Here is a 26981-nt window from a genome sequence, read left to right as displayed (position 1 = left end):
CCCCTATCTCCCGCCCCCTTGACGGTAATCAAGGCGACGGCGGCCCCGATCCCCTAGGGTAGCGGCTTTTTTGCGGGAGGCAGGCCGGCATGGGCCAGCACGAGGGAAACGACGGCGCGCTGCAACTGGCCCTGGAATGGGACGGCCAGGGCATTGCCGCGGCCCGCATCGCCAGCCCCCGCCCTCTGGCCGCCCGCCTGCTGCAGGGCCGTCCCGCCGCCGAGGCCGGCGAACTGGCGCCGCGCCTGTTCACCCTCTGTGCCGCCGCCCAGGGCAGCGCCGCCCGCCGGGCCCTGGCCGCTGCCGCCGGCACCCCGATGGCCGAGCCGGATGGGGCCGAACGGCAGCGCCTGAGCCGGGAGATGATCGGCGAACACCTGTGGCGCCTGGGCCTGGACTGGCCGCCCCTGCTGGGCCTGCCGCCGCGCAAGGAGGCCCTGGTGGCCTGGCGCAAGGGCCTGCCCGCCGCCGATCGGCCCCAGTGGCGCAGCTTCGCCGCCCATGCCCTGGAACTGCCGCTGTGCGCGGCTCCCGGCACGGACCTGCTGGAACACCTGGATGCATCCGCCTGGTGGCAATCCCTCCCCGGAGAGCGGGACTGGGACTGTCTCGCCGCCCATGCCCTGGCCCCGACCCTGGCCGGCCAGCCCCGGGAAACCGGCGCCGCAGCCCGCTGCCGCCGTCAGCCCGAGGTGGCCGCCCTGTGGCAGGCCGGTCGCCGTGCCGCCGCCCGCCTCCAGGCCCGCTGCCTGGAACTGGAAGCCCTGCTCGACGGCCACTGGGACCCGGCCTGGGTGGACGCCTGCAGCCCGGCCCCCGGCATCGGCCTGGCGCGGGTGGAAACGGCCCGGGGGCCCTTGCTGCATCTGGTGGCGCTGGCTGCCGGCACGGTGCAGCGCTATGTTATTGTTGCCCCCACGGAATGGAACTTTCACCCGGCCGGCGCCTTCGTCCAAGACACCACCGGCCTGCCCGCCCCGACCCCGGAAGCCGCCCGGCACATGGCCCGCTGCATCGCCCTGTCCCTGGACCCCTGCGTCGCCGTGGGCATCACCCTGGATACGCACCACCATGCATGAGATGTCCCTGGCAGAGGGCGTGCTGCAAATCGTCGAAGAGGCCGCCCAAGGCCCCCAGGGCTTTGCCCGGGTAAAGACCGTCTTCCTCGAAATCGGCCAGCTCTCCTCGGTCGAACCGGAGGCCATGGCCTTCTGTTTCGAGGCGGTAAGCAAGGGCACGGTGGCCGACGGCGCCAAGCTGGAAATCGTCAGCGTCCCCGGCGAGGGGCTGTGCCTCTCCTGCCAGAAGACCGTACCCCTGGCCCAGGTGTACGACCCCTGCCCGGAATGCGGCGGCTACCCGGTGCAGCCCACGGCCGGCACGGAAATGCGGGTGCGGGAACTGGAAGTCGATTGAGGGCCAGCCCTCACCACAGAATTCAGGAAATCGAAGGAGCATCGAACAAATGTGTACCACCTGCGGCTGCGGCGCCGGCGAAACCCGCATCGAGGGCGACGCCCTCCACGATCACGAGCATGGCCACGAACACTGGCACGTCCATGAGGACGGCACCGCCCACAGCCATGGCCACGAGCACGGTCACGGCCACAGCCATGCCCACGACGAGCACCAGCACGAACATGTGCACGCCGACGGCACCCGTCACAGCCACCCGCACCATCACGACGGCGAACATCATCACGATCACCAGGGCGTCGTGCCCCAGCCTGCCGCCCCGGCCCACGGCCACGTGCATACCCACGCCGACGGCACCAGCCACAGCCATCCTCATACCCACGAGGGCGAGCACCACCACGCCCACGCCGAGGGAGACCAGGGCGACCACGGGCACGGCCATCACCACCATCACGGCGATGGCAGCATCGACTACGGCAGCGGTCCCGCCGGCGCCCACGCCCCGGGCATGAGCCAGAAGCGCATGGTGCAGATCGAGCGGGACATCCTCTCCAAGAACGACGCCTACGCCGCCAAGAACCGCCAGGCCCTGGCCGAGAAGGGCGTGTTCGCCCTCAATCTGGTTTCCAGCCCCGGCTCTGGCAAGACCACCCTGCTCTGCCGCAGCATCGAGGAACTGAAGGCCAAATACCCGGTGGCCGTGATCGAGGGCGACCAGCAGACCAGCTTCGACGCCGAACGCATCCGCGCCACCGGCGCCCCGGCCCTGCAGATCAACACCGGCAAGGGCTGCCACCTGGACGCCCACATGGTGGGCCACGCCCTGGAAAAGCTGGAGGTGCAGGACGACTCCCTGCTGCTGATCGAGAACGTCGGCAATCTGGTGTGCCCCGCCGCCTTCGACCTGGGCGAGGCCGGCAAGGTGGTGATCCTCTCCGTCACCGAAGGCGAGGACAAGCCGCTGAAGTACCCGGACATGTTCCGGGCCGCCCGCCTGATGCTGCTCTCCAAGGTGGACCTGCTGCCCCACCTGACTTTCGATGCGGATAAGGCGGTGGAATACGCACGCCGGGTCAATCCGGCCCTGGAAGTGATCCGGGTCTCCACCACCAGCGGCGAAGGCTTCGCCGAGTGGCTGGCCTGGGTGGAAAAGGGCCTGGCCGCCGCCAAAGCAGCCCGCCAGGAAAACGTCGCCGCCCTGAAAGCCCGCATCGCCGAACTGGAAGGCCTGCTGGCCCGCCGCTGATCCCCGGGGCGGCTCCGCCGCCCCGGTTGCACCACTGCCATGAACGACCTCACCCTTCCCCTGCTCTGCCGCCGGGTCCGCGTCCGCGGCCTGGTGCAGGGCGTCGGCTATCGTCCCTTCGTCTATCGCCTGGCCTTTGAGCTGGGCCTTGGCGGCTGGGTGCGCAACGACGCCGAAGGGGTGGATATCGAAGCCCGGGGCCCGGCCCCGCTGGTGGAGCGCTTCATCGCCAGGCTGCGGGCCGAAGCGCCGGAACTGGCCCGGGTGGAGGCGGTGGAAGTGCGGGAGGCCGAGCCCGAGCGCAGCCTGCCCGGCTTTCTCATCGTCGAGAGCCGGGGCGGCCACGCCAGTACCGCCATCGGCCCGGACAGCGCCCTCTGCCACGACTGCCTGGAAGAACTGTTCGCGCCCCAGGACCGGCGCCACCGCTACGCCTTCACCCACTGCACCCACTGCGGCCCCCGCTATTCCATCACCCGGGAGCTGCCCTACGACCGGGCCCGCACCAGCCTGGCTCCCTTCCCCCAGTGCCCGGCCTGCACCGCGGAATACGCCGATCCCCACAACCGGCGCTTCCACGCCGAGGCCAACTGCTGCCCCGACTGCGGCCCCCAACTCAGGCTGCTCGACGCCGCCGGCCAGCCCATTGCCGGTGACCCGGTGCGCGCAGCCGTGCGCCTGCTGCAGGCCGGCAAGATCGTCGCCCTCAAGGGCTACGGCGGCTTCCACCTGGCCTGCGACGCCCGCAATGGGGCCGCCGTGGCCGAACTGAGAAAGCGCAAGCACCGGGAGGAAAAGCCTTTCGCCGTGATGGCCGCCAACGTGGCCTCGGCCAATGCCCTCTGCACCCTGGGCGGCGACGAGGCGGGCCTGCTGGAACTGCCCGAGCGCAGCATCGTCCTGCTGCGCAAGCAGGACAACACCGACACCCAATTGCCCGGCGTCGCCCCCGGCCTACAATGGCTGGGCCTGATGCTGCCCTACGCACCCCTGCACTACCTGCTCTTCCATGCCGCCGCCGGCGAGCCAGAGGGCCTGGCCTGGCTGGCCCAAGCCCAGGACCTGGTACTGGTGATGACCAGCGCCAACCCGGGGGGCGAGCCCCTGGTCACCGACAACGCCGAGGCGGTGGGGCGCCTGGCCGGCATGGCCGACGCCTTCCTCTGCCACGACCGGGACATCGTCATCCGCAGCGACGACTCGGTGATCCGTTGCGACGAAGGCGGCGTCCAGTTCCTGCGCCGGGGCCGGGGCCAGACGCCGCGCCCCATCAAGCTCAAGGACGAGGGCCCGGCCGTCCTGGCCTTCGGCCCCTATCTGAAAAACACCCTGTGCGTGGTCAAGGGCCGGGAAGCCTATCTCTCCCAGCACATCGGCGACCTGGACAACGTGCCCACGGTGAATTTCCTGGAAGAGACGGCGGCCCATCTGCTGCACATCCTGGACGTGGAACCCCAGGTCATCGCCCACGACCGGCACCCGGACTTTCCCTCCACCCGGCTGGCCGCCGCCTTCGCCGCCGAGCTGGGCATTCCCGCCATCGCCGTGGCCCACCACCACGCCCACATCGCCGCCGTGCTGGCGGAAACCCGCTACCCCAAGCCGGTCATCGGCCTGGCCCTGGACGGCATCGGTCTGGGTGAAGACGGCGGCCTGTGGGGCGGCGAACTGCTGCGGGTGGACGGGGCCGACTGCCAGCGCCTCGGGGGCCTTTCACCCCTGCCACTGCCCGGCGGCGACAGGGCGGCCCGGGAACCCTGGCGCCTGGCCGCCGCCGCCCTCCACGCCCTGGGCCGCAACGGCGACATCGAGGCATTCGTCGCCCGCCGTTATCCTGATCAACAGGGCGCGGCCATGATCGCCGAGATGCTGCGCAAGCAGCTCAACTGCCCGCCCACCTCCAGCCTGGGCCGGCTGTTCGACGCCGCCGCCGGCCTGCTGGGCCTGCGCGCCAGCCAGCGCTTCGAGGCCCAGGCCGCCATGGAACTGGAAGGCCGGGCCCACGCCTGGGAAGAACGCCACGGCCCTGCCACGCCCCTGGCTGATGGCTGGAGCATCAACAACGACGGCCATCTCGACCTGCTGCCCCTGCTCGCCTGGCTGGGCGAATGCGATGACGCCGACCTGGGCGCCGCCCGCTTCCACGCCACCCTGGCCGCCGGCCTGGTGCACTGGGCCGCCGCGGCCGCCGAACAGGCCAACCTGTCCACCGTCGCCCTGGGCGGCGGCTGCCTGCTCAACCACCTGCTTTCCCGGGACCTGCGCAACGGCTTGCAGGCCAGAGGGCTGGCCGTGCTGGAAGCCCGCCAGGCCCCGCCCAACGACGGCGGCATCGCCCTGGGCCAGGCCTGGGTGGCCCGGCAGTCCCTGGGCCTGTAGGAGCGCGACGTGACGACCTATCCGCCCCAGTTCGCTCCCTATCTGGCCGCCAGCCCCATCGTCGCTGCCGACCATCCCGAGATTCGCCGCCTGGCCGCCGAACTGCAGGCCGCCGGCAACGGCAGCCCCACCGATACCGCCCGCCGCTGCTTCGAGTACGTGCGGGACCAGATCCGCCATAGCTGGGACTACCGGGCCGACGCCCGCAATCCCCTCACCTGTGCCGCGCCCCAGGTGCTGGCCGAACGCACCGGCTACTGCTACGCCAAGAGCCACCTGCTGGCGGCCCTGCTGCGGGCCAACGGCATTCCCGCCGCCCTCTGCTACCAGCGCCTGACCCTCGAACCCGGCGGCGCACGTTACTGCCTGCACGGCCTCAACGCAGTGTACCTGCCCGGGCACGGCTGGTACCGCCTCGACCCCCGGGGCAACAAGCCCGGTGTGGAGGCCCGCTTCACTCCGCCCAACGAGCAATTGGCCTTCGCCCTGGACTACCCGGGCGAACTGGATTTCCCCGGCCTCTACCCGGAGCCGGTGGCGGCCATCCAGGACCTGCTGCAACGCTGCGCCAGCGTTCAGGAAGCCATGGACAACCTTCCCGACGCCACCGTCCTGCCTCCCGCCCCCCTGAATCTGCCCTTGAAGGAGCGCTGACCATGTGTCTCGCCATCCCCGCGAAAATCGTTGAACTCCTGCCCGACGACCAGGCCCGCATCGACCTGGGGGGCGTGCGCAAGGAAGTCTCCCTGGCCCTGGTGGAAGACGTGGCCGTGGGCGACTACGTCATCATCCACGTGGGCTACGCCCTGACCAAGCTGGACCCGGAAGAGGCGGCCAAGACCCTGGCCCTCTTTGCCGAGCTGGACGACGAAGCCCGCGCCGCTGCCATGGCCCAGGCATGACCCCCACGCTCCGCCGGATGGGGCCGATGCGCCCCTCTCTCTATGATCTCTGTGCCCGCTGTGGCAAAAGGCTTTACCCATGAAGTACGTCGACGAATACCGGGACGGCGAACTGGCCCAGGGCCTGGCCGCCGCCATCGCCAAGGAGGCCCGGCCCGACCGCCGCTACCACTTCATGGAATTCTGCGGCGGCCACACCCACGCCATTTCCCGCTACGGCGTCACCGACCTGCTGCCGGCCAATGTGCGCATGATCCACGGCCCCGGCTGCCCGGTCTGCGTGCTGCCCATCGGCCGGGTGGACCAGGCCATCCGCCTGGCTCTCAAGCACAACGTGATCCTGTGCACCTACGGCGACTGCCTGCGGGTGCCGGCCTCCGACGGTCTTTCCCTGCTCAAGGCCAAGGCCCGCGGGGCGGACATCCGCATGGTCTATTCCAGCGCCGACGCCCTCAAGCTGGCCCAGGAAAATCCCGAGAAGCAGGTGGTGTTCTTCGCCATCGGCTTCGAGACCACCACCCCGCCCACCGCCGTGGCCATCAAGCAGGCCAAGGCGATGGGCCTGAAGAATTTTTCCGTGCTGTGCTGCCACGTGCTGACCCCTTCGGCCATCAGCAACATCCTGGAATCGCCGGAGGTGAGGAAGCTGGGCACCGTGCCCCTGGACGGCTTCATCGGCCCGGCCCACGTTTCCACCATCATCGGCAGCCGGCCCTACGAATTCTTCGCCGAGGAATACCGCAAGCCCGTGGTCATCGCCGGCTTCGAGCCTCTGGACGTGATGCAGGCCATCCGCATGCTGGTGCGCCAGGTCAATGAAGGCCGGGCCGAGGTGGAAAACGAGTTTTCCCGGGCCGTCAGCCGGGAGGGCAACCTCAAGGCCCAGAACCTGGTGGCCGAGGTCTTTGAACTGCGCCGGGCCTTCGAGTGGCGCGGCCTGCACACCGTGCCCTATTCGGCCCTGCGCATCCGCGGCGGCTTCGCCGAGTTCGATGCGGAACAGCGCTTCGGCGAGGACTACGTCAGCGTGCCCGACCACAAGGCCTGCGAATGCGGCGCCATCCTGCGCGGCGTCAAGCGGCCCCAGGACTGCAAGCTGTTCGGCACCGTATGCACCCCGGAAAACCCGGTCGGCTCCTGCATGGTCAGTTCCGAAGGCGCCTGCGCCGCCCATTACACCTACGGCCGTTTCCGCGAACTACCGGCCTGAGCGAAAGTCCCGCCATGAAACAGAACTACATCCGCCCCCTGGACCTCAAGCACGGCCGCGTGGACATGAGCCACGGCAGCGGCGGCCGGGCCATGGCCCAGCTCATCGACGAACTGTTCGCCCCCCTGCTGGGCAACGACTACCTGGCCCAGGGCAACGACGGCTCGGTCATGCCCCTGCCGGAAGGCCCGGGCCGGCTGGTGATGGCCACCGACGCCCACGTGGTGTCGCCCCTCTTCTTCCCCGGCGGCGACATCGGCTGCCTCTCGGTGCACGGCACCATCAACGACGTGGCGGTGATGGGCGCCAAGCCCCTCTATCTCTCGGCCAGCTTCATCCTGGAAGAGGGCTTCGCCCTGGCGGACCTCAAGCGCATCGTCGAATCCATGGCGGCCGCGGCCAGGGAAGCCGGCGTACCGGTGGTCACCGGCGACACCAAGGTGGTGGAGCAGGGCAAGGGCGACGGGGTTTTCATCAGCACCACCGGCGTCGGCTGGCTGCCCGCCGGCATCGAGCTTTCCGGCAACCGGGCAGCGGCGGGCGACGCCATCCTGGTCTCCGGCCCCATCGGCGACCACGGCATGGCCATCATGAGCCAGCGGGAAAGCCTGGCCTTCGAATCCCCCATCGTTTCCGACACCGCCGCCCTGCACGGCCTGGTGGCCGACCTGCTGGCCAGCGGCGTCCAGGTGAAGGTGCTGCGGGACCCCACCCGGGGCGGCCTGGGCACCACCCTCAATGAAATCGCCCGCCAGTCGGGCGTCGGCATGATGCTGCAGGAAGCCCGTATCCCGGTGCAGCCGGCGGTGGCCGCCGCCTGCGAATTCCTCGGCCTCGATCCCCTCTACTGCGCCTGCGAGGGCCGCCTCATCGCCATCGTCGCCGGTGAAGACAAGGACAAGGCCCTGGCCGCCCTGCAGGCCCATCCCCAGGGTACCGGCGCCGCCATCGTCGGCAGCGTGCATGAGGACCCCCACCACTTCGTGCAGATGACCACCGGCTTCGGCGGCAAGCGCATCGTGGACTGGCTTACGGGGGAACAGCTGCCGCGCATCTGCTGACGGCGGAACGACAGTAAGACGGACGCAAAAAAAGCCGGCCGGGCCTTGTGGGCCCGGCCGGCTTTTTCTTTACCAGGCGGGAAGGGGTCAGTCCCGCACGACGATCATGGCGGCGGCCACGTTGCTCAATTCCTCGAGAATCATGCGACGGGCGTCGGCCACATCCTTGGCGTTGGAAACCTCGTAAACATTGCGGCTGCCGTCGAGAAAACGCACGGAGGCGAGAAACGGTGCGGCACGGCGCCTGGGGCGACGCGGTGACGCAGGGGCAGCAGGGGCGGCGGGCGAGCCGGATGAAGCAGAACGACTGTGGCGTTGCATACAGCGAACCTCCCAGGTGGCGGTCAATTTTTTGACAGTAACCGCTCGTTCCCGGCCGGGACGGCGGGAATCTGGAGCCATGCTAACCAAAGCTAACTCATTGAAAAATAATACGAAGGTGATACCGACATGCTTATCGCCTGAATTCCGCCGCTAAGCCCCTAAAAATGCTGGAAATTACTTTTTCGGGAACGGCGAAAAAATCCTCATGGACTAAGGGAGGAGGATGACGATTTACCAAATCGTAATTGCCAATGACTATCGCAGTCTTTTAATCAATTCATTGGATCAATCATTCCCGCTTTGCTTAAATGGCAGCAACAACACCGGGAGTCCACCATGTCCGCCTTCATCCATCAGCTTGACGATCATGTCCTGCACAGCCGCCATCCCTGGCGCCGCGGCGCCGGCCTGGCCATCGCCGTGGCCGGCACGGTGATCCTGGCGGCCCACGGTGTGGCCGCCCTGCTCGATGCCCTGGAAAGCAGCGGCATGACCGGCGCCCTCCTGGGGGGCATGGCCGGTGCGGCCGCCACCGCCGCCGGCGCCGTGGCCATGCTTTTCCTCGGCAAGCTCAACGGCCGCCGGGAAGACCAGCTGATGGCCTTCGCCGCCGGGGTGATGCTGGCCGCCGCCATCGTCTCCCTTTTCATTCCCGCCATCGAAGCCGCCGCGCCGGTCTTCGGCAATGCCTCGCCCCTGGCCGTGCTGCTGGCCCTGGGCGCCGGCGTCGGCCTGATGCTGGGCCTGGACAAGGCCCTGCCCCACGCCCACGCCGTCAGCGGCGTCCATGGCCCGGCCACCCATGCCTCCCGGGGCCTGCTGCTGGCCCTGGCCCTGTTCCTGCACAACTTCCCCGAAGGCATGGCGGTGGGCATCGCCGCCAGCGGCGGTGCAGGGGCCGTGGTGCCGGTGGCCCTGGCCATCGCCGTGCAGGATGTGCCCGAGGGCCTGCTGGTGGCCCTGGCCCTGGGCGCTGCCGGCATGAACCTGCAGCGGGCCGTGCTGCTGGGCGCCGCCACCGGCCTGGCCGAGCCTGTGGGGGCCTGGATCGCCGCCACGGTCCTGGGCGACAACCCGGCCCTCTACCCGGTGGGCCTGGCCTTCGCCGCCGGCGCCATGGGTTTCGTGGTCTTCCACGAAATGCTGCCGGAACTGAAGAGCCGGGGCGGCCTGCCCCAGGTCTCCGGCGCCCTGGCCGGCGGCATCGCCCTGATGCTGGGGGTGGACCTCTTCCTCGGCTGATTGCGTTACATCAAGTCAAAAAAGCCCCGGGGCCGCTAGAATTGCGGCCCTATGGCTTCCCTGCGCATCCTCCTCCTCACCCACACCTTCAACAGCCTGACCCAGCGCCTCCACGCCGAACTGACGGCCCGGGGCCATGAGGTGTCGGTGGAGTTCGACATTGCCGATTCGGTCACCGCCGAGGCCGTCGTCCTCTTCCGTCCCGACCTGATCCTGGCCCCCTTCCTGAAGCGGGCCATCGCCGAGGAGCTGTGGTCCAAGCACCTGTGCCTGATCGTGCACCCGGGCATCGTCGGCGACCGGGGCCCTTCGGCCCTGGACTGGGCCATCCAGAACGGCGAAGAGACCTGGGGCGTCACCGTGCTGCAGGCCGAGGCGGAGATGGATGCCGGCCCGGTCTGGGCCAGCGCCGAATTCCCCCTGGGCGGCGGCAAGAAGGCCAGCGTGTACCGCCAGGAAGTGACCGAGGCCGCCTGCCGCGCCTCCCTGGAAGCCATCGAGCGTTTCCAGGCCGGCGGCTTCACGCCCCGCCGCCCCGACCTGGCCGATCCTGCGGTCCGAGGCCGGGAGCGCCCCCTGATGCGGCAGACGGACCGGGCCATCGACTGGTCCCGGGACGACACCGCCACCGTGCTGCGCAAGCTCAACGCCGCCGACGGCTTTCCCGGCGTGCTCGACGAACTCTTCGGCGAGCCCTGCCATCTCTACGACGCCTGGCCGGAAGCCAAGCTACGCGGCACCCCCGGCGCCATCATCGCCCGCCGCGAAACCGCCCTGTGCCGGGCCACGGCGGACGGCGCCCTGTGGCTGGGCCATGTGAAGCGGGGCGGAGCCTTCCCTCACGCCTTCAAGCTGCCCGCCACCACGGCCTTCGCCGAGCGGCTGGCCGAGATCCCGGAAGCGCCTCTGGACGGCTGGTTCGCCGCCGACCACGCCACCTGGCAGGACATCCGCTATGAGGAAGCCGGCGCCGTCGGCTTCCTCCATTTCGACTTCTACAACGGCGCCATGGGCACCGGTCACTGCCAGCGCCTGCTGGCTGCCCTCCACTTCGCCCTGGAACGGCCGACCTCCGTGCTGGTGCTGATGGGCGGGCGGGACTTCTGGTCCAACGGCATCCACCTCAACCTGATCGAGGCGGCGGATTCCCCGGCCGACGAATCCTGGCGCAACATCAATGCCATGGACGACCTGGCCGAGGCCCTCATCCGCGCCACCGGCAAGCTCATCATCGCCGCCCTGGGCGGCAACGCCGGCGCCGGCGGCTGCTTCCTGGCCCGGGCCGCCGATCTGCTGTGGGCCCGCCAGGGTGTCATCCTCAACCCCCACTACAAGAACATGGGCAACCTCTACGGCTCCGAGTTCTGGACCTACCTGCTGCCGCCCCGGGTCGGCGCGGACGGGGCCCGGGCCATCATGCAGCACCGCCTGCCCATGACCGCCGACGAGGGCGTGGCCCTGGGCTTCCTCGACGCTGCCCTGGCCGGCACGCCGCAGGCCTTCCGCGTGGACGTGGCCCGCCGCGCCGCCGAGCTGGCCGCCGCGCCGGACCTGGCCCAGCGCCTGGCCGAGAAGGCCGCCAGACGGGCCTCCGACGAGGCCGAGAAGCCGCTTTCCGCCTGGCGCGCCGAGGAGCTGGCCCACATGCAGCGCAACTTCTACGGCTTCGACCCCAGCTATCATGTGGCCCGTTACCACTTCGTGCACAAGTCGCCCCAATCCTGGACGCCGCGCCATCTGGCGAAGCACCGGGACCTGGGCTGGAGCGTCCCCGAGACGAACTGAAGCGCCATGAAAAACGTCCCCGCCCTGCCCGCCGTCCTCGTGGTGGACGATGAAGTCCGCTCCCAGGAGGCCCTGCGCCGCACCCTGGAGGAAGACTTCACCGTCTTCACCGCCTCCGGCGCCGACGAAGCCATGGCCATCATGGAGCGGGAGCAGGGCGCAAGCGGCGGCAAGGGCGTGCAGGTGGTGCTGTGCGACCAGCGCATGCCCGGCACCTCCGGCGTCGCCTTCCTCACCGAGGTGCGCCAGCGCTGGCCCGACGTGGTGCGCATCGTCCTCTCCGGCTACACCGAGGCCGGCGACATCATTGCCGGCATCAACGAGGCCGGCATCTACCAGTACCTGCTGAAACCCTGGCAGCCGGAACAGCTGCTGCTGACCCTGAAGAGCGCCGCCAACGTGTGGCGCCTGCAGCAGGACAACCAGCGCCTCTCCCTGGAACTGCGCGCCGCCGAGCCGGTGCTGGCGAGCAAGGTGGAGATGAAGTACGAACGGGTGAAGCGGGAGCTGGGCCTGGACGGCCTCACCCGCAGCGCCGGCAGCCCCATGAACCCGGTCTGCGACATGGTGCAGCGCATCGCCCCCTACGACCTCTCGGTGCTGCTCATGGGCGAATCGGGCACCGGCAAGGAAATGCTGGCCCGGGCCATCCACTACCAGAGCCGCCGCGACCGCCAGGCCTTCGTCGTGGAGAACTGCGGCGCCCTGCCGGACCAGCTGCTGGAAGCCGAACTCTTCGGCTACAAGCGGGGCGCCTTCACCGGCGCCTACGAGGACCGCATCGGCCTCTTCCAGCAGGCCGACGGCGGCACCATCTTCCTCGACGAAATCGGCGAGACCTCCCCGGCCTTCCAGGTGAAGCTCTTGCGGGTGCTGCAGGAGGGCGAGTTCCGCCCCCTGGGCAGCCCCCGGCCGGTGAGCGTCAATGTGCGGGTCATCGCCGCCACCAACCGGGACCTGGAGGCCGAGGTGCGGGAGGGCCGCTTCCGCGAGGACCTCTACTACCGCCTGGCTACCGTCACCCTGCACGTGCCGCCCCTGCGGGAGCGGCCCATGGACATTCCCCTGCTGGCCCAGCGCCTGCTGGAAGCCTCCCAGAAAGCCCTGGGCAAGACCGTGCAGGGCTTCACCACCGAGACCCTGGCCTGCATCGCCGCCTATCGCTGGCCCGGCAATGTGCGGGAACTGCAGAACGAGATCCTGCGCATGCTGGCCCTGTGCGAAGGCAAGCAACTGGGCGCCGAGCTGCTCTCGCCCCGGGTGCTGCGGGCCCCGGTGGGGGTCCATGAGGATGCGGAACTGTCCTTCCTCGCCGACCTCTCCGGCGGCCTCAAGGAGCGCATGGAACAGCTGGAAGCCAAGGTGGTGAAGGAGGCCCTGATCCGCCACCGCTGGAACAAATCCAAGGCCGCCGCCGACCTGGGCCTCTCCCGCGTCGGCCTGCGCAACAAGCTGGTGCGCTACGGGCTGGAGAAGGGATGATGCTTAAGATCGTTGCCACAGAGGGCACAGAGATCACAGAGGGTGTCCTCTGGAATTTGCCGTTCCTCACGCTTGAGGCAAGCGCCGACGGTCGCACAGCCTGGAAAAACTCTGTGTCCTCTGTGCCCTCTGTGGCAAAAAGATTTTCATGAACCTCCTCTGGCTCCAGGCCGGCGGTTGCGGCGGCTGCACCCTCTCCCTTCTCGGCGCCGACGCCCGGGACCTGCTGCGCCAGCTGGAGGACGTGGGCATCCGCGTGCTCTTCCACCCGGCCCTCTCCGAAGCCTCCGGCCCCGAGGCCCTGGCCATCCTCGAAGACGCCGCCAGCGGCAAGGTGCCGGTGGACATCCTCTGCGTCGAGGGCGCCGTGCTGCGGGGGCCCAATGGTAGCGGACGCTTTCACATCCTCGCCGGCACCGGCATTCCCATGCTGGACTGGGTGCAGCGTCTGGCCGGGCAGGCCCGCCACGTCTTCGCCATCGGCTCCTGTACCGCCTTCGGCGGCGTGCCGGCGGCGGGGGAGAACAGCACCGACGCCTGCGGCCTGCAGTTCGAGGGCGACGAGAAGGGCGGCATCCTGGGCGCCGAGTGGCAGAGCGCCGCCGGCCTGCCGGTGGTGAACGTGGCCGGCTGCCCGACCCACCCGGGCTGGGTGGTGGACAGCCTGATGGCCCTGGCCCTGGGCCAGTTGCAGGCCAGGGACCTGGACGCCCTGCAGCGCCCCCGCTTCTATTCGGACCAGCTGGTGCACCACGGCTGCCCCCGCAACGAGTTCTACGAATTCAAGGCCAGCGCCCACAAGCCCTCGGAGCTGGGCTGCCTCATGGAGAACCTGGGCTGCAAGGGCACCCAGGCCCATGCCGACTGCAACACCCGGGTATGGAACGGCGTCGGCTCCTGCCTGCGCGGCGGCTACCCCTGCATCTCCTGCACCGAGCCGGGCTTCGAGGAGCCGGGCCATCCCTTCATGGAAACGCCCAAGGTGGCGGGCATTCCCATCGGCCTGCCCTCGGACATGCCCAAGGCCTGGTTCGTCGCCCTCGCCGCCCTGTCGAAATCGGCCACCCCGAAACGGGTGCGGGAAAACGCCGCCGCCGACCATCCGGTGGTGATGCCGGCCATCCGCAAGACGGGATTGAAATGAGCAAGCTGGTGTTGGGTCCCTTCAACCGGGTCGAAGGCGACCTGGAGGTGAGCCTGGAGGTGAGCGACGGCGCCGTGCACTCGGCCCGGGTGAACGCCCCCCTCTACCGCGGCTTCGAGCCTATGCTGCTGGGCAAGGCGCCCCTGGACGCCCTGGCCATCGTGCCGCGCATCTGCGGCATCTGCTCCGTGGCCCAGTCGGCCGCCGCCGCCAGCGCCCTGGCCGAGGCCATGGGCCTGACCCCGCCGCCCAACGGCCGCCTCGCCCGCAACCTGATCCAGGCCGGGGAAAACCTGGCGGACCACCTGACCCACTTCTACCTCTTTTTCATGCCGGACTTCGCCCGGGCCGCCTACGCCGCCAAGCCCTGGTTCGCCGAGACCGAAGGCCGCTTCAAGGCCCAGACGGGACGGGCCACGGCGGAGATGCTGCCCGCCCGGGCCGGTTTCATGCGCCTGCAGGGCTACCTGGCCGGCAAATGGCCCCACACCATGGCCCTGCAGCCCGGCGGCACCACCCGGGCGGTGCTGGCGGCGGAGAAGATCCGCCTCTACGCCGTGCTGCGGGAGTTCCGCGCCTGGCTGGAAAGCACGCTGTTCGGCGACGCCCTGGAAACCGTGGCCGCCCTGGATTCGGCCGACGCCCTGCGGGCCTGGGCCGCCGGACGCCAGGCCGACTTTCCCCGCTTCCTGGCCCTGGCCGACGACCTGGGCCTGCAGCAGGTGGGCCGGGCCGGCAATCTCTTCCTGAGCGTCGGCGCCTATCCGGGCTCCGTCGGCAGCCTCTTCCCCGCCGGCGTCTGGGACGGCGCCAAGGGCCGCCGCGCCGAGCTGGACACCGCCCGCATTGTCGAGGACCTGAGCCACGCCTGGCTGGCCGGTGACGCCCCCCAGGCGCCCGCCCAGGGCCAGACCCGGCCCCTGCTGGAGAAGGAGGACGCCTACACCTGGTGCAAGGCCCCCCGCTACGGCGGTCAGGTGGCCGAGGTGGGCGCCCTGGCACGGCAACTGGTGGCCGGCCAGCCCCTGGCCCAGGACCTGGTGCGTAACGGGCAAGGAAAATCCGCCGGCGGCAACGTCACCGCCCGCATCGTCGCCCGCATGCTGGAAATCGCCGCCCTCATCCCGGCCATGGAAAGCTGGGTGCAGCAGCTGGCCCCCGGCGAACCCTTCTGCGCCCACGGCGAACTGCCGGATGCCGCCGTCGGCGTCGGCCTCACCGAAGCCGCCCGGGGCAGCCTGGGCCACTGGCTGACGGTGAAGCATGGTGCCATCGCCGGCTACCAGATCATCGCCCCCACCACCTGGAACTTCTCCCCCCGGGACGCCGCCGGCACCCCCGGCCCCCTGGAACAAGCCCTGGTGGGCCTGCCCATCCCCAAGGACGAAGCGGCGCCGGTGCTGGTGCAGCACGTGGTGCGCTCCTTCGATCCGTGCATGGTGTGCACGGTGCATTAGGCACCGGCCGGCGATCCAGCAAGTACGGGCATTTCAGGCAGGGGCTGGCTAGCAGCCCCGTCCCGCCTGCCTTCCAGCCCTATCCCAAAGGCAGCTTCTCCGCCCCCAGGCGGATGGCCTCCACCGCCGGGTGGCGGATCTTGCGCTCGTTGGAAATGGCATAGAACTGTTCCCGCACGTCCTCCATGCCGCCCACCGGGCGGGCGCGGAACTGCTCCTCCAGGGCATCGGCCAGCAGGGTCGGGGCCGGGAAGAGGCCCAGGCCGGAGCGGCCGAAGGTCATCATCAGGGCGCTGTCCTCGAATTCCCCCACCACGTCGGGCCGCAGGTTGCGGGCCGAGAGCCAGGCGTCGATGCGGCCGCGCAGGGCCGTGTCCCGGGTCGGCAGCAAGAGGGGGGCCCCGTTGAGGGAATCGGGAAAGCCGGGGCCGTAGCGCGCCGCCAGCTCCGCCGTGGCGAAAACGCCCATGCGGCACTCCCCCAGGGGATGGCTGTACACCCGCAGATTGGGACGGCTGCCGGCGGGACGGTCGGTGAGCACCACATCCAGCTTGTGCAGGGCCAGGTCGGCCAGCAGTTCGTCGAATTCCCCTTCATGGCAGACCAGGCGCACCGGCTGGGGCAGGTCGATGGCGGCCTGCAGCAGGCGGTAGGCGATGAGCTTGGGCAGGGCGTCGGAAATGCCCACGCTCAGCTTCAGGCTGGCGGCAGCGGTCTGGAGCTGCAGGGCCTCCTGCAGCTGCTCGCCGAGGAGGAAAATCTGGTCGGCGTAATGCAGGGCGGTGCGGCCGGCCTCGGTCAGCACCAGGCGCCGCCCTTCCTGGGTGAACAGGGCGGTGCCGAGGGACTGTTCCAGTTCCTTCAGCTGGGCGCTGATGGTCTGCACCGCCACCCCCAGGCGCTCGGCGGCGCGACTGATGCCGCCTTCCTTGGCCACCACCCAGAAATAATGGAGATGGCGGTGGTTGAGACTGGCCGGGGAGGTGTTGGGGGCGCTCATATTCAGTTTTTTACGAAGTAATGATTCGATTATCTCTGCTTTTTCCTGACAACGAAAGCCCCTAAGCTGCGTTCTCGATTCGCTTTCTGCCACAGGAGGACGCCATGCAACCCACCATCATCGCCCGTCGCATCGACATCGGTGCCGAGATCCGCAGCTACGTCGCCCATCGCCTCGGCTTCGCCCTGGACCGCAGCCGCCATCGCATCCGCGCCGTCACCGTGCGCCTGATGGACCGCAACGGCCACCGCGGCGGCGTGGACAAGCTGTGCCGCATCCAGGTGGAAGTGGACGGCCAGGCCCCACTGGTGGTCAGCGACGTGGCCGGTGACCTGCGGGCCGCCATCGACGGCGCCGCCCACCGGGCTGCCCAGGCCCTGGCCCGGACCCTGCGGCGCAGCGTCGCCCCCCTGCGCCGCCAGGGCCGTCTGGCCCGCCGCCTGCCCGCCGCCGAAGAGGCGGAGCTCAATCTGCAACCTGCCTTCTGATCCAGTCTTTACCGGAGCAATGCCATGAAACGCGTTCTGATCTTCCTTGCGACCAACCTGGCCATCATGGTGGTCCTGGGCCTGGTCATCAATCTGCTGGGCCTCAACCGCTTCCTCACCGCCAACGGCCTAAACCTGCCCATGCTGCTGGGGTTCGCCGCGGTGATGGGTTTCGGCGGCTCCTTCATTTCCCTGTGGCTGTCCAAGCCCATGGCCAAGTGGAGCACCGGCGCCCAGGTCATCGAGCAGCCGCGCAACCCCACCGAAGCCTGGCTGGTGGACACCGTCGCCCGCCTGGCCAAGAACGCCGGCCTGCCCATGCCGGAAGTCGCCATCTACGAGGGCGAGGCCAACGCCTTCGCCACCGGCCCCAGCCGCAACAACTCCCTGGTGGCCGTGTCCACCGGCCTGCTGCAATCCATGAGCAGGGAGGAAGTGGAGGCGGTGCTGGCCCACGAGGTGGCCCACGTGGCCAACGGCGACATGGTGACCCTGACCCTGATCCAGGGCGTGGTGAACACCTTCGTCTTCTTCCTGGCCCGGGTGGTCGGCTATCTGGTGGACAGCTTCCTGCGCAAGGACAACGAGGAATCCTCCGGCCCCGGGCTCGGCTACATGGTGACGGTGGTGGTGTGCGACATCGTCTTCGGCATCCTCGCCTCCATGATCGTCATGTACTTCTCCCGCCAGCGGGAATTCCGGGCCGATGCCGGCGCCGCCCGGCTCATGGGCAACAACCCGCGCCCCATGATGGCGGCCCTGCAGCGTCTCGGCGGCTTGTCCCCCGAGCCCCTGCCGGCCAATATGGCGGCCTCCGGCATCGCCGGCGGCAAGGGCTGGATGAGCCTCTTCTCCAGCCACCCGCCCATCGAGGAGCGCATCGCCGCCCTGCAGCAACGCGGCTGAGCATCGAGGCGCTGCCCATGGTGGCGCACCCCATCCCCAGGCCCGCTCCGGCGGGCCTTTTCTTTTGCGGCAAAGACCCCGGCGCCGCCGTGGAGCCCGGTGCCTTTTGGTAGACTGGCGGGCATTGCGCCGGCCTGCCGCATTCCGCGGCCTTCCGCCCGCCGGCGATGGAGAACGCATGGAACGCATCACCATTTCCCTGGACGAGGACCTGGCCCGGGAATTCGACGCCCTCATCGCCGCCCGGGGCTACAGCAACCGCTCCGAGGCGGTGCGCGACATCCTCCGCTCCCAGCTGGAAACCTGGCGCCAGGCGCGCAAGGAATCGGACCACTGCGTGGCCAACCTCTCCTACGTCTACAACCACCACGAGCGGGAACTGGCGGAGCGCCTCACCTCCATCCAGCACGACCACCACGACCTCACCGTGTCCACCCTGCACGCCCACCTGGACCATGAGCACTGCATCGAGAGCACCATCCTCAAGGGCCCGACGGAGGACGTGCGGGCCTTCGCCCAGGCCCTCATGGCCGAGCGCGGCGTGCGCCACGGCCAGCTCAACCTGGTCACCGTGGAACTGGACGAGAGCCAGAAGCAGCACAGCCACAAGCACAGCCATGCCCACGGCCACGGCTATCGCCACCTGCACCTGAAGCCCAGCCGCTAGTCCCGCCGCCATGACCGCCAAGCGTCCCGCCCGCCCCCTGCTCGACGGCAGCCTGCTGCCGGAGCCGGCCCAGCTGCTGGAGGGGGTGAACGAGAAGGTGTGGATCGAGGTGATCCAGAAGATGGACGAGGTCTACAACGACCTGCTGCAGTACGAAGTGGCCCTGGAGCAGAACAACGCCGCCCTGGAGGAGTCCCACCGCTTCATCGCCAGCATCCTCGCCTCCATGTCCGACATCCTGGTGGTGTGCGACCGCCACGGCGCCATCGAGGAGGTGAACCCGGCCTTCCAGCGCTACACCGGACGGGACGAGCCGACCCTCAAGGGCACTTCCATCTTCGACCTCTTCGCCGACGACAAGGCCCGGGACAAGGCCCGCAGCTTCTTCGCCAGCCAGAGCCACGACGGCGCCCAGGACGTGGAGCTGCCCCTGCAGGCCGAGGACGGCGGCGCCGTACCCGTTTCCTTCAACTGGACGCCCCGCCTCTCCGGCACCGGCAAGCTGATCGGCATGGTGGTCACCGGCCGCCCGGTGGGGGAACTGCGCCGGGCCTACCGGGAACTGCGGCAGACCCACGAGGACTTGAAGCGCACCCAGCAGCAGCTGCTGCACTCGGAAAAGATGGCCTCCCTCGGCCGCCTGGTGGCCGGGGTGGCCCACGAACTGAACAACCCCATCAGCTTCGTGCTGGGCAATGTGCTGGCCCTGAAGCGCTACGCCGGGCGCCTGGAAACCTATCTGGAAGCGGTACACAACCGGGGCTGCGACTGCATCCCGGAACTGGAGGAACTGCGCAGCGAACTGCGCATCGACCGCATCCTGGAAGACATGTCCCCCCTCATCGACGGCATGATCGAAGGGGCCGAGCGCACCCGGGACATCGTGGACGGCCTCAAGCGTTTCTCCGCCCTGGACCGGGAGGCGGCGGAACGTTTCAACCTGGCCGAGGTGGTGCAGCGGGCGGTGCGCTGGGTGGCCAAGAGCGCCCCGCCCAGCTTTACCGTGCGCACCGAGCTGCCGACGGAGCTGCCCCTGCGGGGCTCCCCGGGGCAGCTGCAGCAGGTGGTGATGAACCTGGTGCAGAACGCCCTGCAGGCCACCGCCGCCCAGCCCGGGGGAGAGCTGCTGATCAGCGGCGAACTGGGGGAGCGGGAACTGCGCCTGACCTTCCACGACAACGGCCCCGGCATTCCCGACGAAGCCCTGGGCCACCTCTTCGACCCCTTCTTCACCACCAAGCCGGTGGGGGAAGGCACGGGCCTGGGCCTTTCCATCTCCTACGGCATCGTCGAACGCCACGGCGGCCGCATCGTCGCCAGCAACCATCCCGAAGGCGGCGCCGTGTTCCGCCTGACCCTGCCCCGGGACCTCCCCGCCGCCTGAAGCCCCCCGGCGGCACCCTGCTGCCGGCACACCTGCCCACGGCCCCAGCCCGGCCGGCCGTGGAGCGGATCGAGCCCGTCGCCCCGGATTTCCCTGCCGCTTTCTGATCCAGGTCAACCCCAATCGTGTGACGGAAAGTTTATTCTTCACACTTTCTAACCTTCTGCCGCCCGCCGGCGGTCCCCTCACGGCCCGTGGATACCCTGCCCGACAACTGGCTCGCCCTCGCTTCCCTGGTGTTGATCCTGGGCATGAAGCACGGCTTCGACGCCGACCACCTGGCCACCATCGACGGCCTCACCCGCTTCAACAGCCGGCGCAACCCGGGCCTGGCGCGCTACTGCGGCACCCTCTTTTCCCTCGGCCACGGCGCCATCGTCGTCGCCATCGCCCTGGCGGTCGGCACCCTGGCGGACGTGTGGCAGGTGCCCGAATGGTTCGAATGGGTGGGCGGCCTCATCTCCATTGCCTTCCTCACCCTGCTCGGCGCCGTGAACCTGCGGGCCGTGCTGGCCGCCGCTCCGGGCGAGATGGTGCGCCCCGCCGGCATCAAGGGCCGCTTCCTTGGCCGCCTCACCGAAGCCGGCCATCCCCTGCTGGTGGCTGCCGTCGGCGCCCTCTTTGCCCTCTCCTTCGACACCCTGTCCCAGGCCGCCCTCTTCGCCTTCACCGCCACCCGCCACGGCGGCTGGGAGCACGCCCTGGGCCTTTCCCTGCTGTTCATGCTGGGCATGCTCATCACCGACGGCATCAACGGCCTGTGGATCTCCCGCCTCATCGCCCGGGCCGACACGGTGGCCCTGGTGGCCTCCCGGGTCATGGGCCTGGTGGTCTCCGCCGTCAGCCTGCTGGTGGCCGCCTTCGGTGCCGCCAAGATGCTCTCCCCTGCGGTGGAAGCCTGGAGCGACGGCAAGGAACTGGCCTTCGGCTTCGCCCTGGTGTGCATCATCGCCGCCAGCTTCCTGCTCGCCCTGCGCCTCGCCCGCCGGCCCCTGCCGGCCTGAACCGCCCGCCCCTATCCTGCGCTGTCATCCAACCACCTGCCACTGCCCTCGCACCCGGATATGAAAAATAAAAATATCTTCACACCTGGCCAAAACCATCGCCTCCAGGCGGCAATAAGGACGGCCCTGCTGGCCGGCGCCCTGCCGGGAGCCGCATTGCTATTGCCTCTCCAGGCAGGGGCTGCGGGCATGCCGACCCTGGACGTGATCGAAGTGAAGGCCGGTGCCCAGGACCTGATCGGCGTCGCCGACGCCGCCAGCGTCGGCACGGTGACGGCGAAGCAGCTGGAGAACCGCCCCCTGCTGCGCCCGGCGGAAGTGCTGGAAACCGTGCCCGGCCTCATCGTCACCCAGCACGCCGGCGACGGCAAAGCCAACCAGTACTTCCTGCGCGGCTTCAACCTGGACCACGGCACCGACTTCTCCGTCGCCATCGACGGCATGCCCATCAACCTGCCGACCCACGCCCACGGCCACGGCTACCTGGACCTCAACTTCCTCATCCCCGAGCTGGTGGAGCGCATCCAGTACAAGAAGGGCCCCTACGCCGCAGAGGATGGCGACTTCTCCTCCGCCGGCAGCGCCCGCATCGACTACCGCCGCGCCCTGCCGGAGGACTACGTCAGCATTGGCCTCGGCAGCAACGGCTACCGCCGCCTGCTCACCGCCGCCGACAAGGAAACCGCCGGCGGCGGCCGCTGGCTGGGCGCCGTGGAGGTGTTCCACAACGACGGTCCCTGGGAAGTGCCGGAGCACTACAAGCGCCTCAACGGCGTGCTGCGCTATTCGGAAGGCACGCGCAACAACGGCCACTCGGTGGCCTTCATGGCCTACGACGGCGACTGGACCTCCACCGACCAGCTGGCGCGACGGGCCGTGGACCAGGGCCTGGTGAACCGCTACGGCAGCCTGGACCCCACCGCCGGCGGCAACACCCGGCGCCTCTCCCTCTCCGGCCAGTGGGCACGGCAGGACGGGGCGGTGCAGACCCGGGCCAACGCCTATCTGGTGGACTACCGGCTCAACCTCTTCTCCAACTTCACCTACGCCATGGACGATCCGGTCAACGGCGACCAGTTCGAGCAGGCCGACCGGCGCCGTTACGGCGGCTTCGGCTGGAGCCGCAGCCAGCCGGTGCAGTGGCTGGGCAAGGAAGGGGACTTCACCTGGGGCGTGCAAGGCCGCCAGGACGACATCGACAACGTGGGCCTGTACCGCACCGCCGCCCGCCAGCGCCTGTCCACCGTGCGCAGCGACAGCGTGAACCAGGGCAGTCTGGGCCTCTACGGCCAGTGGGGCGCCCAGTGGAGCGACTGGCTGCGCAGCGTCGCCGGCCTGCGCCACGACCTCTACCGCTTCAAGGTGGATTCCAGCCTGGCCGCCAATTCCGGCAAAGAAAACGACGGCATCACCAGCCCCAAGCTGTCCCTCATTTTCGGCCCCTTCGCCAACCAGGAGTTCTATTACAACTGGGGCCAGGGCTTCCACAGCAACGACGCCCGCGGCACCACCATCCGCGTCGATCCCTCCAACCCGGGCGCCCCCATGTCCCGGGTGCCGGCCTTGGTCAAATCCCGGGGCCAGGAAGTGGGCTGGCGCAGCGCCCCGGCCCCCGGCTGGAATACCAGCGTCGCCTTGTGGCGCCTGGACCTGGATTCGGAACTGCTCTTCGTCGGCGACGCCGGCACCACCGAAGCCGGCCGCCCCAGCCACCGCCAGGGCGTGGAATGGTCCAACTACTGGACGCCCCGGGACTGGCTGACCCTGGATGCGGACATCGCCCTCTCCAAGGCCCGCTTCCGCGACGACGATGCCGCCGGCAAGTACATTCCCGGCGCCGTCGAACGCACCGCCTCGGTCGGTGTCGCCGTGCACGACCTGGGCCCCTGGCGCGGCGGCCTGCGCCTGCGCTATCTGGGCCCCCGGGCCCTGATCGAAGACGACTCGGTGCGTTCCGGCAGCTCGGTGATGGTCAATCTCAATGTGGGCTACAAGCTGGCCGCAAAGAGCCAGCTGACCCTAGAAGTGCTCAACCTGTTCAACCGCAAGGCCAGCGACATCGACTACTACTACGAGTCCCAACTGCGCGGTGAAGCAGCGAAAGTGGAGGATGTGCACAGCCACCCGGCAGAACCCCGCATCTGGCGCCTGACCTATACCCAGGGTTTCTAAGGCACCTCAGCCAGAAGACAAGAAGGACGCCACTCTCCGCCGCAATGATGCGGAGAACGGCGTCCTTCCTGCTTCTCCAGTGCGTTCTTTTCAGGCTTCCGGCAGGAAGCGTTCCAGCAGGGCGTTGAGGAAGCGCCGGCCCCGTTCGGTCGGGGCGATGCAGCCCGGTGCCAGGGTCAACAGCCCTTCCCGGGCCGCCTTTTCCAGTTCGCCCCGCACCAGCAGCAGGGGCAGGCCGGTGCGCTGCTCGAAGAGGGCCGGATCGAAGCCCTGGTTGAGGCGCAGGGCGTTCATGAGAAATTCGAAGGGCAGCTCGTCCGCCCCGACGCCGTGCTGCTCCTGCACCGGCTGGCCGGCAGCCACCTGCTCCAGGTACTGCTTGGGCTGCTTCCAGCGCATCTGGCGTTGCACCGAGAAACCGTTGTGGTCCGGCAGGGTCAGCTTGCCGTGGGCGCCGGCGCCGATGCCCAGGTAGTCGCCGAAGGTCCAGTAGTTGAGGTTGTGCCGGCACTGGTAGCCGGGCCGGGCGAAAGCCGAGGTTTCGTAATGCACGTAGCCGGCGGCGGCCAGGCGGGCCTCGATGGCGTCCTGCATGTCGGCGCAGGTGTCGCCCTCGGGCAGCTGGGGCGGCCGGGCGGCAAAGAGGGTATTGGGCTCCAGGGTCAGCTGGTAGCAGGAAAGATGGGGCGGCGCGAAGGAGAGGGCCGTCTCCAGGTCTGCCATCGCTTCGGCCTGGGACTGCTGGGGCAGGCCGTACATCAGGTCCAGGTTGAAGCGCTCGAAGTGGGTCTTGGCCAGCTCGATGGCGGCCCTGGCCTCGGCGCTGTCGTGGATGCGACCCAGGGCCTCAAGGTGCCGGTCGTTGAAGCTCTGGATGCCGAGGGACAGACGATTCACCCCGGCCGCCCGGAAGGCGGCGAACTTGCCCGCCTCGGCGGTGCCCGGGTTGGCCTCCAGGGTCACCTCCGCCTCGGGCAGCAGGGGCAGGCGCATGCGCACCGCGTTCAGCAGTTCGTGCAGGGCCTCGCCGGAGAGCAGACTGGGCGTGCCACCGCCGATGAAAATGGTGGATACCTTGCGTCCCCACACCGACGGCAGGGCGCTTTCCAGATCGGCAACGAGGGCTGCCACATAGGCGGCCTCGTCGTTCTCCGCCCGCGCCTCATGGGAGTTGAAATCGCAATAGGGGCACTTCCTCACGCACCAGGGCACGTGGATGTAGAGCGAGAGGGGCGGCGGACTGGTGAAGTGCAGGGGACTGCCGCCAGCGCGGGTGCTGCCGGCGACGGCGATGGGAATGATGCGGGAGGAAGAACGGGACGACACGAAAGAAAACCTTTCCGCCCGCAGGCGGCATGATGCGATGGCTGGACGAAGGCGCTTTGAGTCAGGCCGCCGCGGAGCGGCAAGACCGGAACACCCTGCCCTGGACCGCGGCAGCGCCGGAAGGTTTCCCGGCGCCGGCCGGGCTCACAGTTCCAGCTTGAGGCGTTCCAGCAGCCGGGCCATGGCCTGGCCACGATGGGAGAGACGGTTCTTCACCTCGGCGGAGAGTTCGGCCGCCGTCGCCTTCTCCGCCGGCACGTAGAACAGGGGGTCGTAACCGAAGCCGCCCTCGCCCCGGTACTGGTCGATGATCTCGCCGTGCCACTCGCCCTCGGCCACCAGGGGCTGGGGGTCGTCGCCGTGGCGCACCAGCACCAGCAGGGAGACGAAGTGGGCGCGGCGGTCGGCCACGCCCGTGAGGGCCGCCAGCAGCTTCTCGTTGTTGCGGGCATCGGACTTGGGCTCACCGGCGTAGCGGGCCGACTGCACTCCGGGAGCGCCGCCCAGAGCCTTGACGCACAGGCCGGAGTCGTCGGCCAGGGCCGGCAGGCCGGTCAGCTGGGCCGCATGGCGGGCCTTGGCCAGGGCGTTTTCGAGGAAGGTGTGGTGAGGCTCCTCCGCCTCCGGCACCCCCAGCTCGCCCTGGGGAATGAGCTGGATGCCCAGGGGCGTCAGCAGGGCCGACAGTTCCTTGAGCTTCTTGGCATTGTTGGAGGCGAGGACAATCTTTTGCATGGGACTCAGTTGATCCGTTGGTAGGGAATGCGTTGCAGTTCCTTGGGCATGGTGTCGCTACGGCCCAGCAGCACCAGGCCGATGCCGTCGAGCAGGGGCCGGGTGATGCTCCCGCCCGGCAGACGGTAGGCAGTAGGGCCGAAGTTGCCGGCATTGCGGCAACGCAGGAGCAGGTCACCGGCCGCAAAATCGGCCTGTATTGAAAGATTCAGGGGAATAGCATCGGGCAGGACATAACGCACGCCGGGCCCACCCTCCGGCAACATCACCGTCTCGTCTCGCTCGATGCGCAGATTCACCAGCTCCAGTTCGCGCTTGAGCATGGCCGTCTTGTCCACGGGACAGACGGCCGTCAGGGGCGTCGGTGCCTGATAGCGCACCTGGAAAAGGATCTGCTCGTAGTAGCTGCGGTCAAAGCGGCTGGTACTGCGGTAATCGACGAAACCATCGCACCAGGCCAGCTGGGAGAAGCTGTTGCGCGCATCCAGCCGATAAACGCGGGGCAAGGCGGGCTTGATGGTGTTGGCGTGGCGGATGAGCTGGTTGAGATAGTCGAAGATGGACTTCAGGTCCTGGTGCAGGCGCTCGGTCACGGCCTGCTGGCGGCGCTGTTCCTCTGCGTCATCCACCGTGCGGCTTGCCGCCGCCTGGGCCAGTTCGGCCAGCAGGTCCACCGTCGGCGCCTCGGGTGCTGCGGCGACGGTACCGGCTATGCCTGCGCTACTGGCGCCAGGCGATGGCGGCAACTGGCGCTTGGCCTCGGGCTCGATGGGCGGAAAGATGCTATCGGTACCCTGCAGGCCGGAAGGAGCGGGCGGCTGGGTCGCCAATTCCAGGCGCTGATCGAAATCGGCGATGGACTGTTCCAGATCGTCGAGCAGGGCCTTGATCGGGTCGCGGGAGGTTTCCTGGGCCATGACGGGCTCCGAATCAATCCGCCAGGGCGGTTTCCTGGGCGTGGATGAGCTGGCGGATGCCGGCTTCGGCCAGGTCCAGCAGCACATTCATCTGCTGCCGGGAGAAGGGCTCGCCTTCGGCCGTGCCCTGGACTTCCACCAGGCCGCCGCTGCCGGTCATGATCACGTTCATGTCGGTATCGCAGTCGGAATCTTCCGGGTAGTCCAGATCCAGCACCGGGGTGCCCTTGTAGATGCCGACGGAGATGGCGGCCACGTGTTCCTTGAGGGGGTTCTCGCTCAGCTTGCCGGCGGCCACCAGGGACTGGCAGGCGTCCCACAGGGCCACCCAGGCGCCGGTGATGGAGGCACAGCGGGTGCCGCCGTCGGCCTGCAGCACGTCGCAGTCCAGGGTGATCTGGCGCTCGCCCAGGGCCTTGAGATCGGTGACGGCGCGCAGGGAACGGCCGATGAGGCGCTGGATTTCCTGGGTGCGGCCGGTCTGCTTGCCCTTGGCCGCTTCCCGGGAACTGCGGGTGTGGGTGGAGCGGGGCAGCATGCCGTATTCGGCGGTGACCCAGCCCTGGCCCTTGCCGCGCAGGAAGGGCGGCAGGTTTTCCTCGATGCTGGCGGTGCACAGCACCTTGGTGTCGCCCATTTCCACCAGCACCGAACCTTCGGCATGGCGGGTGAAACGGCGGGTGATGCGGACTTGGCGCAGCTGGTCGGCGGCACGTTGGCTGGGACGCATGGAA

The 26981-nt window shown here is 69.1% G+C and carries 25 protein-coding genes; 19 read left to right on the top strand and 6 right to left on the bottom strand.

The window, feature by feature from the left end:
- Positions 1 to 89: 89 nt before the first annotated feature.
- The 8 genes from AC1RTA_RS10440 to hypE all read left to right on the top strand — a co-directional run bounded on the left by AC1RTA_RS10440 (position 90) and on the right by hypE (position 8214).
- Complete coding sequence (locus AC1RTA_RS10440; protein ID WP_492784683.1) at positions 90 to 1079, top strand: nickel-dependent hydrogenase large subunit; 990 nt, start codon at positions 90 to 92, stop codon at positions 1077 to 1079.
- On the top strand, positions 1072 to 1416 hold the full coding sequence (gene hypA, locus AC1RTA_RS10435) for a hydrogenase maturation nickel metallochaperone HypA (protein WP_492784682.1): 345 nt from the start codon (positions 1072 to 1074) through the stop codon (positions 1414 to 1416). Before AC1RTA_RS10440 ends, hypA begins: the two co-directional genes overlap by 8 nt.
- Before the next feature lie 49 nt (positions 1417 to 1465).
- Entirely contained in the window at positions 1466 to 2662 is a 1197-nt protein-coding gene (gene hypB / locus AC1RTA_RS10430) for a hydrogenase nickel incorporation protein HypB (RefSeq protein ID WP_492784681.1), read from the top strand.
- A 39-nt stretch (positions 2663 to 2701) separates the two neighbouring features.
- Positions 2702 to 5041 (top strand): carbamoyltransferase HypF, encoded by a 2340-nt coding sequence (gene hypF / locus AC1RTA_RS10425; protein WP_492784680.1) that lies wholly within the window; start codon positions 2702 to 2704, stop codon positions 5039 to 5041.
- Positions 5042 to 5050: 9 nt separating this feature from the next.
- The gene (locus tag AC1RTA_RS10420) at positions 5051 to 5695 is read left to right on the top strand and encodes a transglutaminase-like domain-containing protein (protein WP_492784679.1); all 645 of its coding nucleotides are present in this window, start codon (positions 5051 to 5053) and stop codon (positions 5693 to 5695) included.
- Between the two features lie 2 nt (positions 5696 to 5697).
- On the top strand, positions 5698 to 5943 hold the full coding sequence (locus AC1RTA_RS10415; RefSeq protein WP_014236263.1) for a HypC/HybG/HupF family hydrogenase formation chaperone: 246 nt from the start codon (positions 5698 to 5700) through the stop codon (positions 5941 to 5943).
- Between the two features lie 79 nt (positions 5944 to 6022).
- Complete coding sequence (gene hypD, locus AC1RTA_RS10410) at positions 6023 to 7153, top strand: hydrogenase formation protein HypD (protein ID WP_416243247.1); 1131 nt, start codon at positions 6023 to 6025, stop codon at positions 7151 to 7153.
- 14 nt (positions 7154 to 7167) lie between these two features.
- Entirely contained in the window at positions 7168 to 8214 is a 1047-nt protein-coding gene (gene hypE / locus AC1RTA_RS10405; RefSeq protein WP_152090396.1) for a hydrogenase expression/formation protein HypE, read from the top strand.
- A gap of 87 nt (positions 8215 to 8301) precedes the next feature.
- Here hypE and AC1RTA_RS10400 read toward each other — a convergent pair whose 3' ends face one another.
- Positions 8302 to 8430 carry a hypothetical protein gene (locus AC1RTA_RS10400; protein WP_268907597.1) on the bottom strand — a complete coding sequence of 43 codons (129 nt, stop codon included), beginning with the start codon at positions 8428 to 8430 and terminating at the stop codon, positions 8302 to 8304.
- A 444-nt stretch (positions 8431 to 8874) separates the two neighbouring features.
- Here AC1RTA_RS10400 and AC1RTA_RS10395 point away from each other — a divergent pair, with 444 nt between their 5' ends.
- The 5 genes from AC1RTA_RS10395 (at position 8875) to AC1RTA_RS10375 (ending at position 15648) form a co-directional block, all read left to right on the top strand.
- Positions 8875 to 9780: a ZIP family metal transporter gene (locus tag AC1RTA_RS10395; RefSeq protein ID WP_014236259.1), complete on the top strand. Its 906-nt coding sequence runs from the start codon at positions 8875 to 8877 to the stop codon at positions 9778 to 9780.
- A 51-nt stretch (positions 9781 to 9831) separates the two neighbouring features.
- Positions 9832 to 11565 (top strand): enoyl-CoA hydratase-related protein, encoded by a 1734-nt coding sequence (locus AC1RTA_RS10390; RefSeq protein WP_492784678.1) that lies wholly within the window; start codon positions 9832 to 9834, stop codon positions 11563 to 11565.
- A gap of 6 nt (positions 11566 to 11571) precedes the next feature.
- Positions 11572 to 13047 carry a sigma-54-dependent transcriptional regulator gene (locus AC1RTA_RS10385; RefSeq protein WP_014236257.1) on the top strand — a complete coding sequence of 492 codons (1476 nt, stop codon included), beginning with the start codon at positions 11572 to 11574 and terminating at the stop codon, positions 13045 to 13047.
- Between the two features lie 148 nt (positions 13048 to 13195).
- The gene (locus AC1RTA_RS10380; RefSeq protein ID WP_014236256.1) at positions 13196 to 14191 is read left to right on the top strand and encodes an NADH-quinone oxidoreductase subunit B family protein; all 996 of its coding nucleotides are present in this window, start codon (positions 13196 to 13198) and stop codon (positions 14189 to 14191) included.
- Positions 14188 to 15648: a nickel-dependent hydrogenase large subunit gene (locus tag AC1RTA_RS10375; RefSeq protein WP_416243252.1), complete on the top strand. Its 1461-nt coding sequence runs from the start codon at positions 14188 to 14190 to the stop codon at positions 15646 to 15648. Before AC1RTA_RS10380 ends, AC1RTA_RS10375 begins: the two co-directional genes overlap by 4 nt.
- A gap of 79 nt (positions 15649 to 15727) precedes the next feature.
- Here AC1RTA_RS10375 and nhaR read toward each other — a convergent pair whose 3' ends face one another.
- Positions 15728 to 16648, bottom strand: a complete 921-nt coding sequence (gene nhaR, locus AC1RTA_RS10370; protein ID WP_492784677.1) for a transcriptional activator NhaR — start codon at positions 16646 to 16648, stop codon at positions 15728 to 15730.
- 104 nt (positions 16649 to 16752) lie between these two features.
- Between nhaR and AC1RTA_RS10365 the strand changes: the two genes are divergently transcribed.
- The 6 genes from AC1RTA_RS10365 (at position 16753) to AC1RTA_RS10340 (ending at position 23269) form a co-directional block, all read left to right on the top strand.
- Complete coding sequence (locus AC1RTA_RS10365; protein ID WP_014236253.1) at positions 16753 to 17136, top strand: HPF/RaiA family ribosome-associated protein; 384 nt, start codon at positions 16753 to 16755, stop codon at positions 17134 to 17136.
- Between the two features lie 24 nt (positions 17137 to 17160).
- Positions 17161 to 18042 (top strand): protease HtpX, encoded by an 882-nt coding sequence (gene htpX, locus AC1RTA_RS10360; RefSeq protein WP_014236252.1) that lies wholly within the window; start codon positions 17161 to 17163, stop codon positions 18040 to 18042.
- Between the two features lie 178 nt (positions 18043 to 18220).
- A complete protein-coding gene (gene nikR / locus AC1RTA_RS10355) occupies positions 18221 to 18709 on the top strand; it encodes a nickel-responsive transcriptional regulator NikR (protein ID WP_014236251.1) in 489 nt (162 codons plus the stop codon).
- 10 nt (positions 18710 to 18719) lie between these two features.
- Complete coding sequence (locus AC1RTA_RS10350) at positions 18720 to 20093, top strand: sensor histidine kinase (RefSeq protein WP_492784676.1); 1374 nt, start codon at positions 18720 to 18722, stop codon at positions 20091 to 20093.
- A 194-nt stretch (positions 20094 to 20287) separates the two neighbouring features.
- On the top strand, positions 20288 to 21097 hold the full coding sequence (locus AC1RTA_RS10345; RefSeq protein ID WP_130459435.1) for a HoxN/HupN/NixA family nickel/cobalt transporter: 810 nt from the start codon (positions 20288 to 20290) through the stop codon (positions 21095 to 21097).
- 189 nt (positions 21098 to 21286) lie between these two features.
- Positions 21287 to 23269: a TonB-dependent receptor gene (locus AC1RTA_RS10340; RefSeq protein ID WP_492784675.1), complete on the top strand. Its 1983-nt coding sequence runs from the start codon at positions 21287 to 21289 to the stop codon at positions 23267 to 23269.
- 90 nt (positions 23270 to 23359) lie between these two features.
- Here the strand turns inward: AC1RTA_RS10340 and hemW are convergent, their stop codons facing one another.
- The 4 genes from hemW to rph all read right to left on the bottom strand — a co-directional run bounded on the left by hemW (position 23360) and on the right by rph (position 26977).
- Complete coding sequence (hemW, locus tag AC1RTA_RS10335; protein WP_492784674.1) at positions 23360 to 24595, bottom strand: radical SAM family heme chaperone HemW; 1236 nt, start codon at positions 24593 to 24595, stop codon at positions 23360 to 23362.
- A gap of 144 nt (positions 24596 to 24739) precedes the next feature.
- On the bottom strand, positions 24740 to 25330 hold the full coding sequence (gene rdgB / locus AC1RTA_RS10330; RefSeq protein ID WP_014235607.1) for an RdgB/HAM1 family non-canonical purine NTP pyrophosphatase: 591 nt from the start codon (positions 25328 to 25330) through the stop codon (positions 24740 to 24742).
- A gap of 5 nt (positions 25331 to 25335) precedes the next feature.
- The gene (locus AC1RTA_RS10325; RefSeq protein WP_492784673.1) at positions 25336 to 26247 is read right to left on the bottom strand and encodes a hypothetical protein; all 912 of its coding nucleotides are present in this window, start codon (positions 26245 to 26247) and stop codon (positions 25336 to 25338) included.
- Positions 26248 to 26260: 13 nt separating this feature from the next.
- Positions 26261 to 26977, bottom strand: coding sequence for a ribonuclease PH (gene rph / locus AC1RTA_RS10320; RefSeq protein ID WP_130459832.1), 717 nt, complete (start codon positions 26975 to 26977; stop codon positions 26261 to 26263).
- Between the last annotated feature and the right edge of the window lie 4 nt (positions 26978 to 26981).

This window comes from Azospira sp. MPR-E4 (assembly GCF_058809645.1).
Note: the sequence above shows the minus strand (reverse complement) of the source record. Positions and strands in the feature narration are given on the sequence as shown.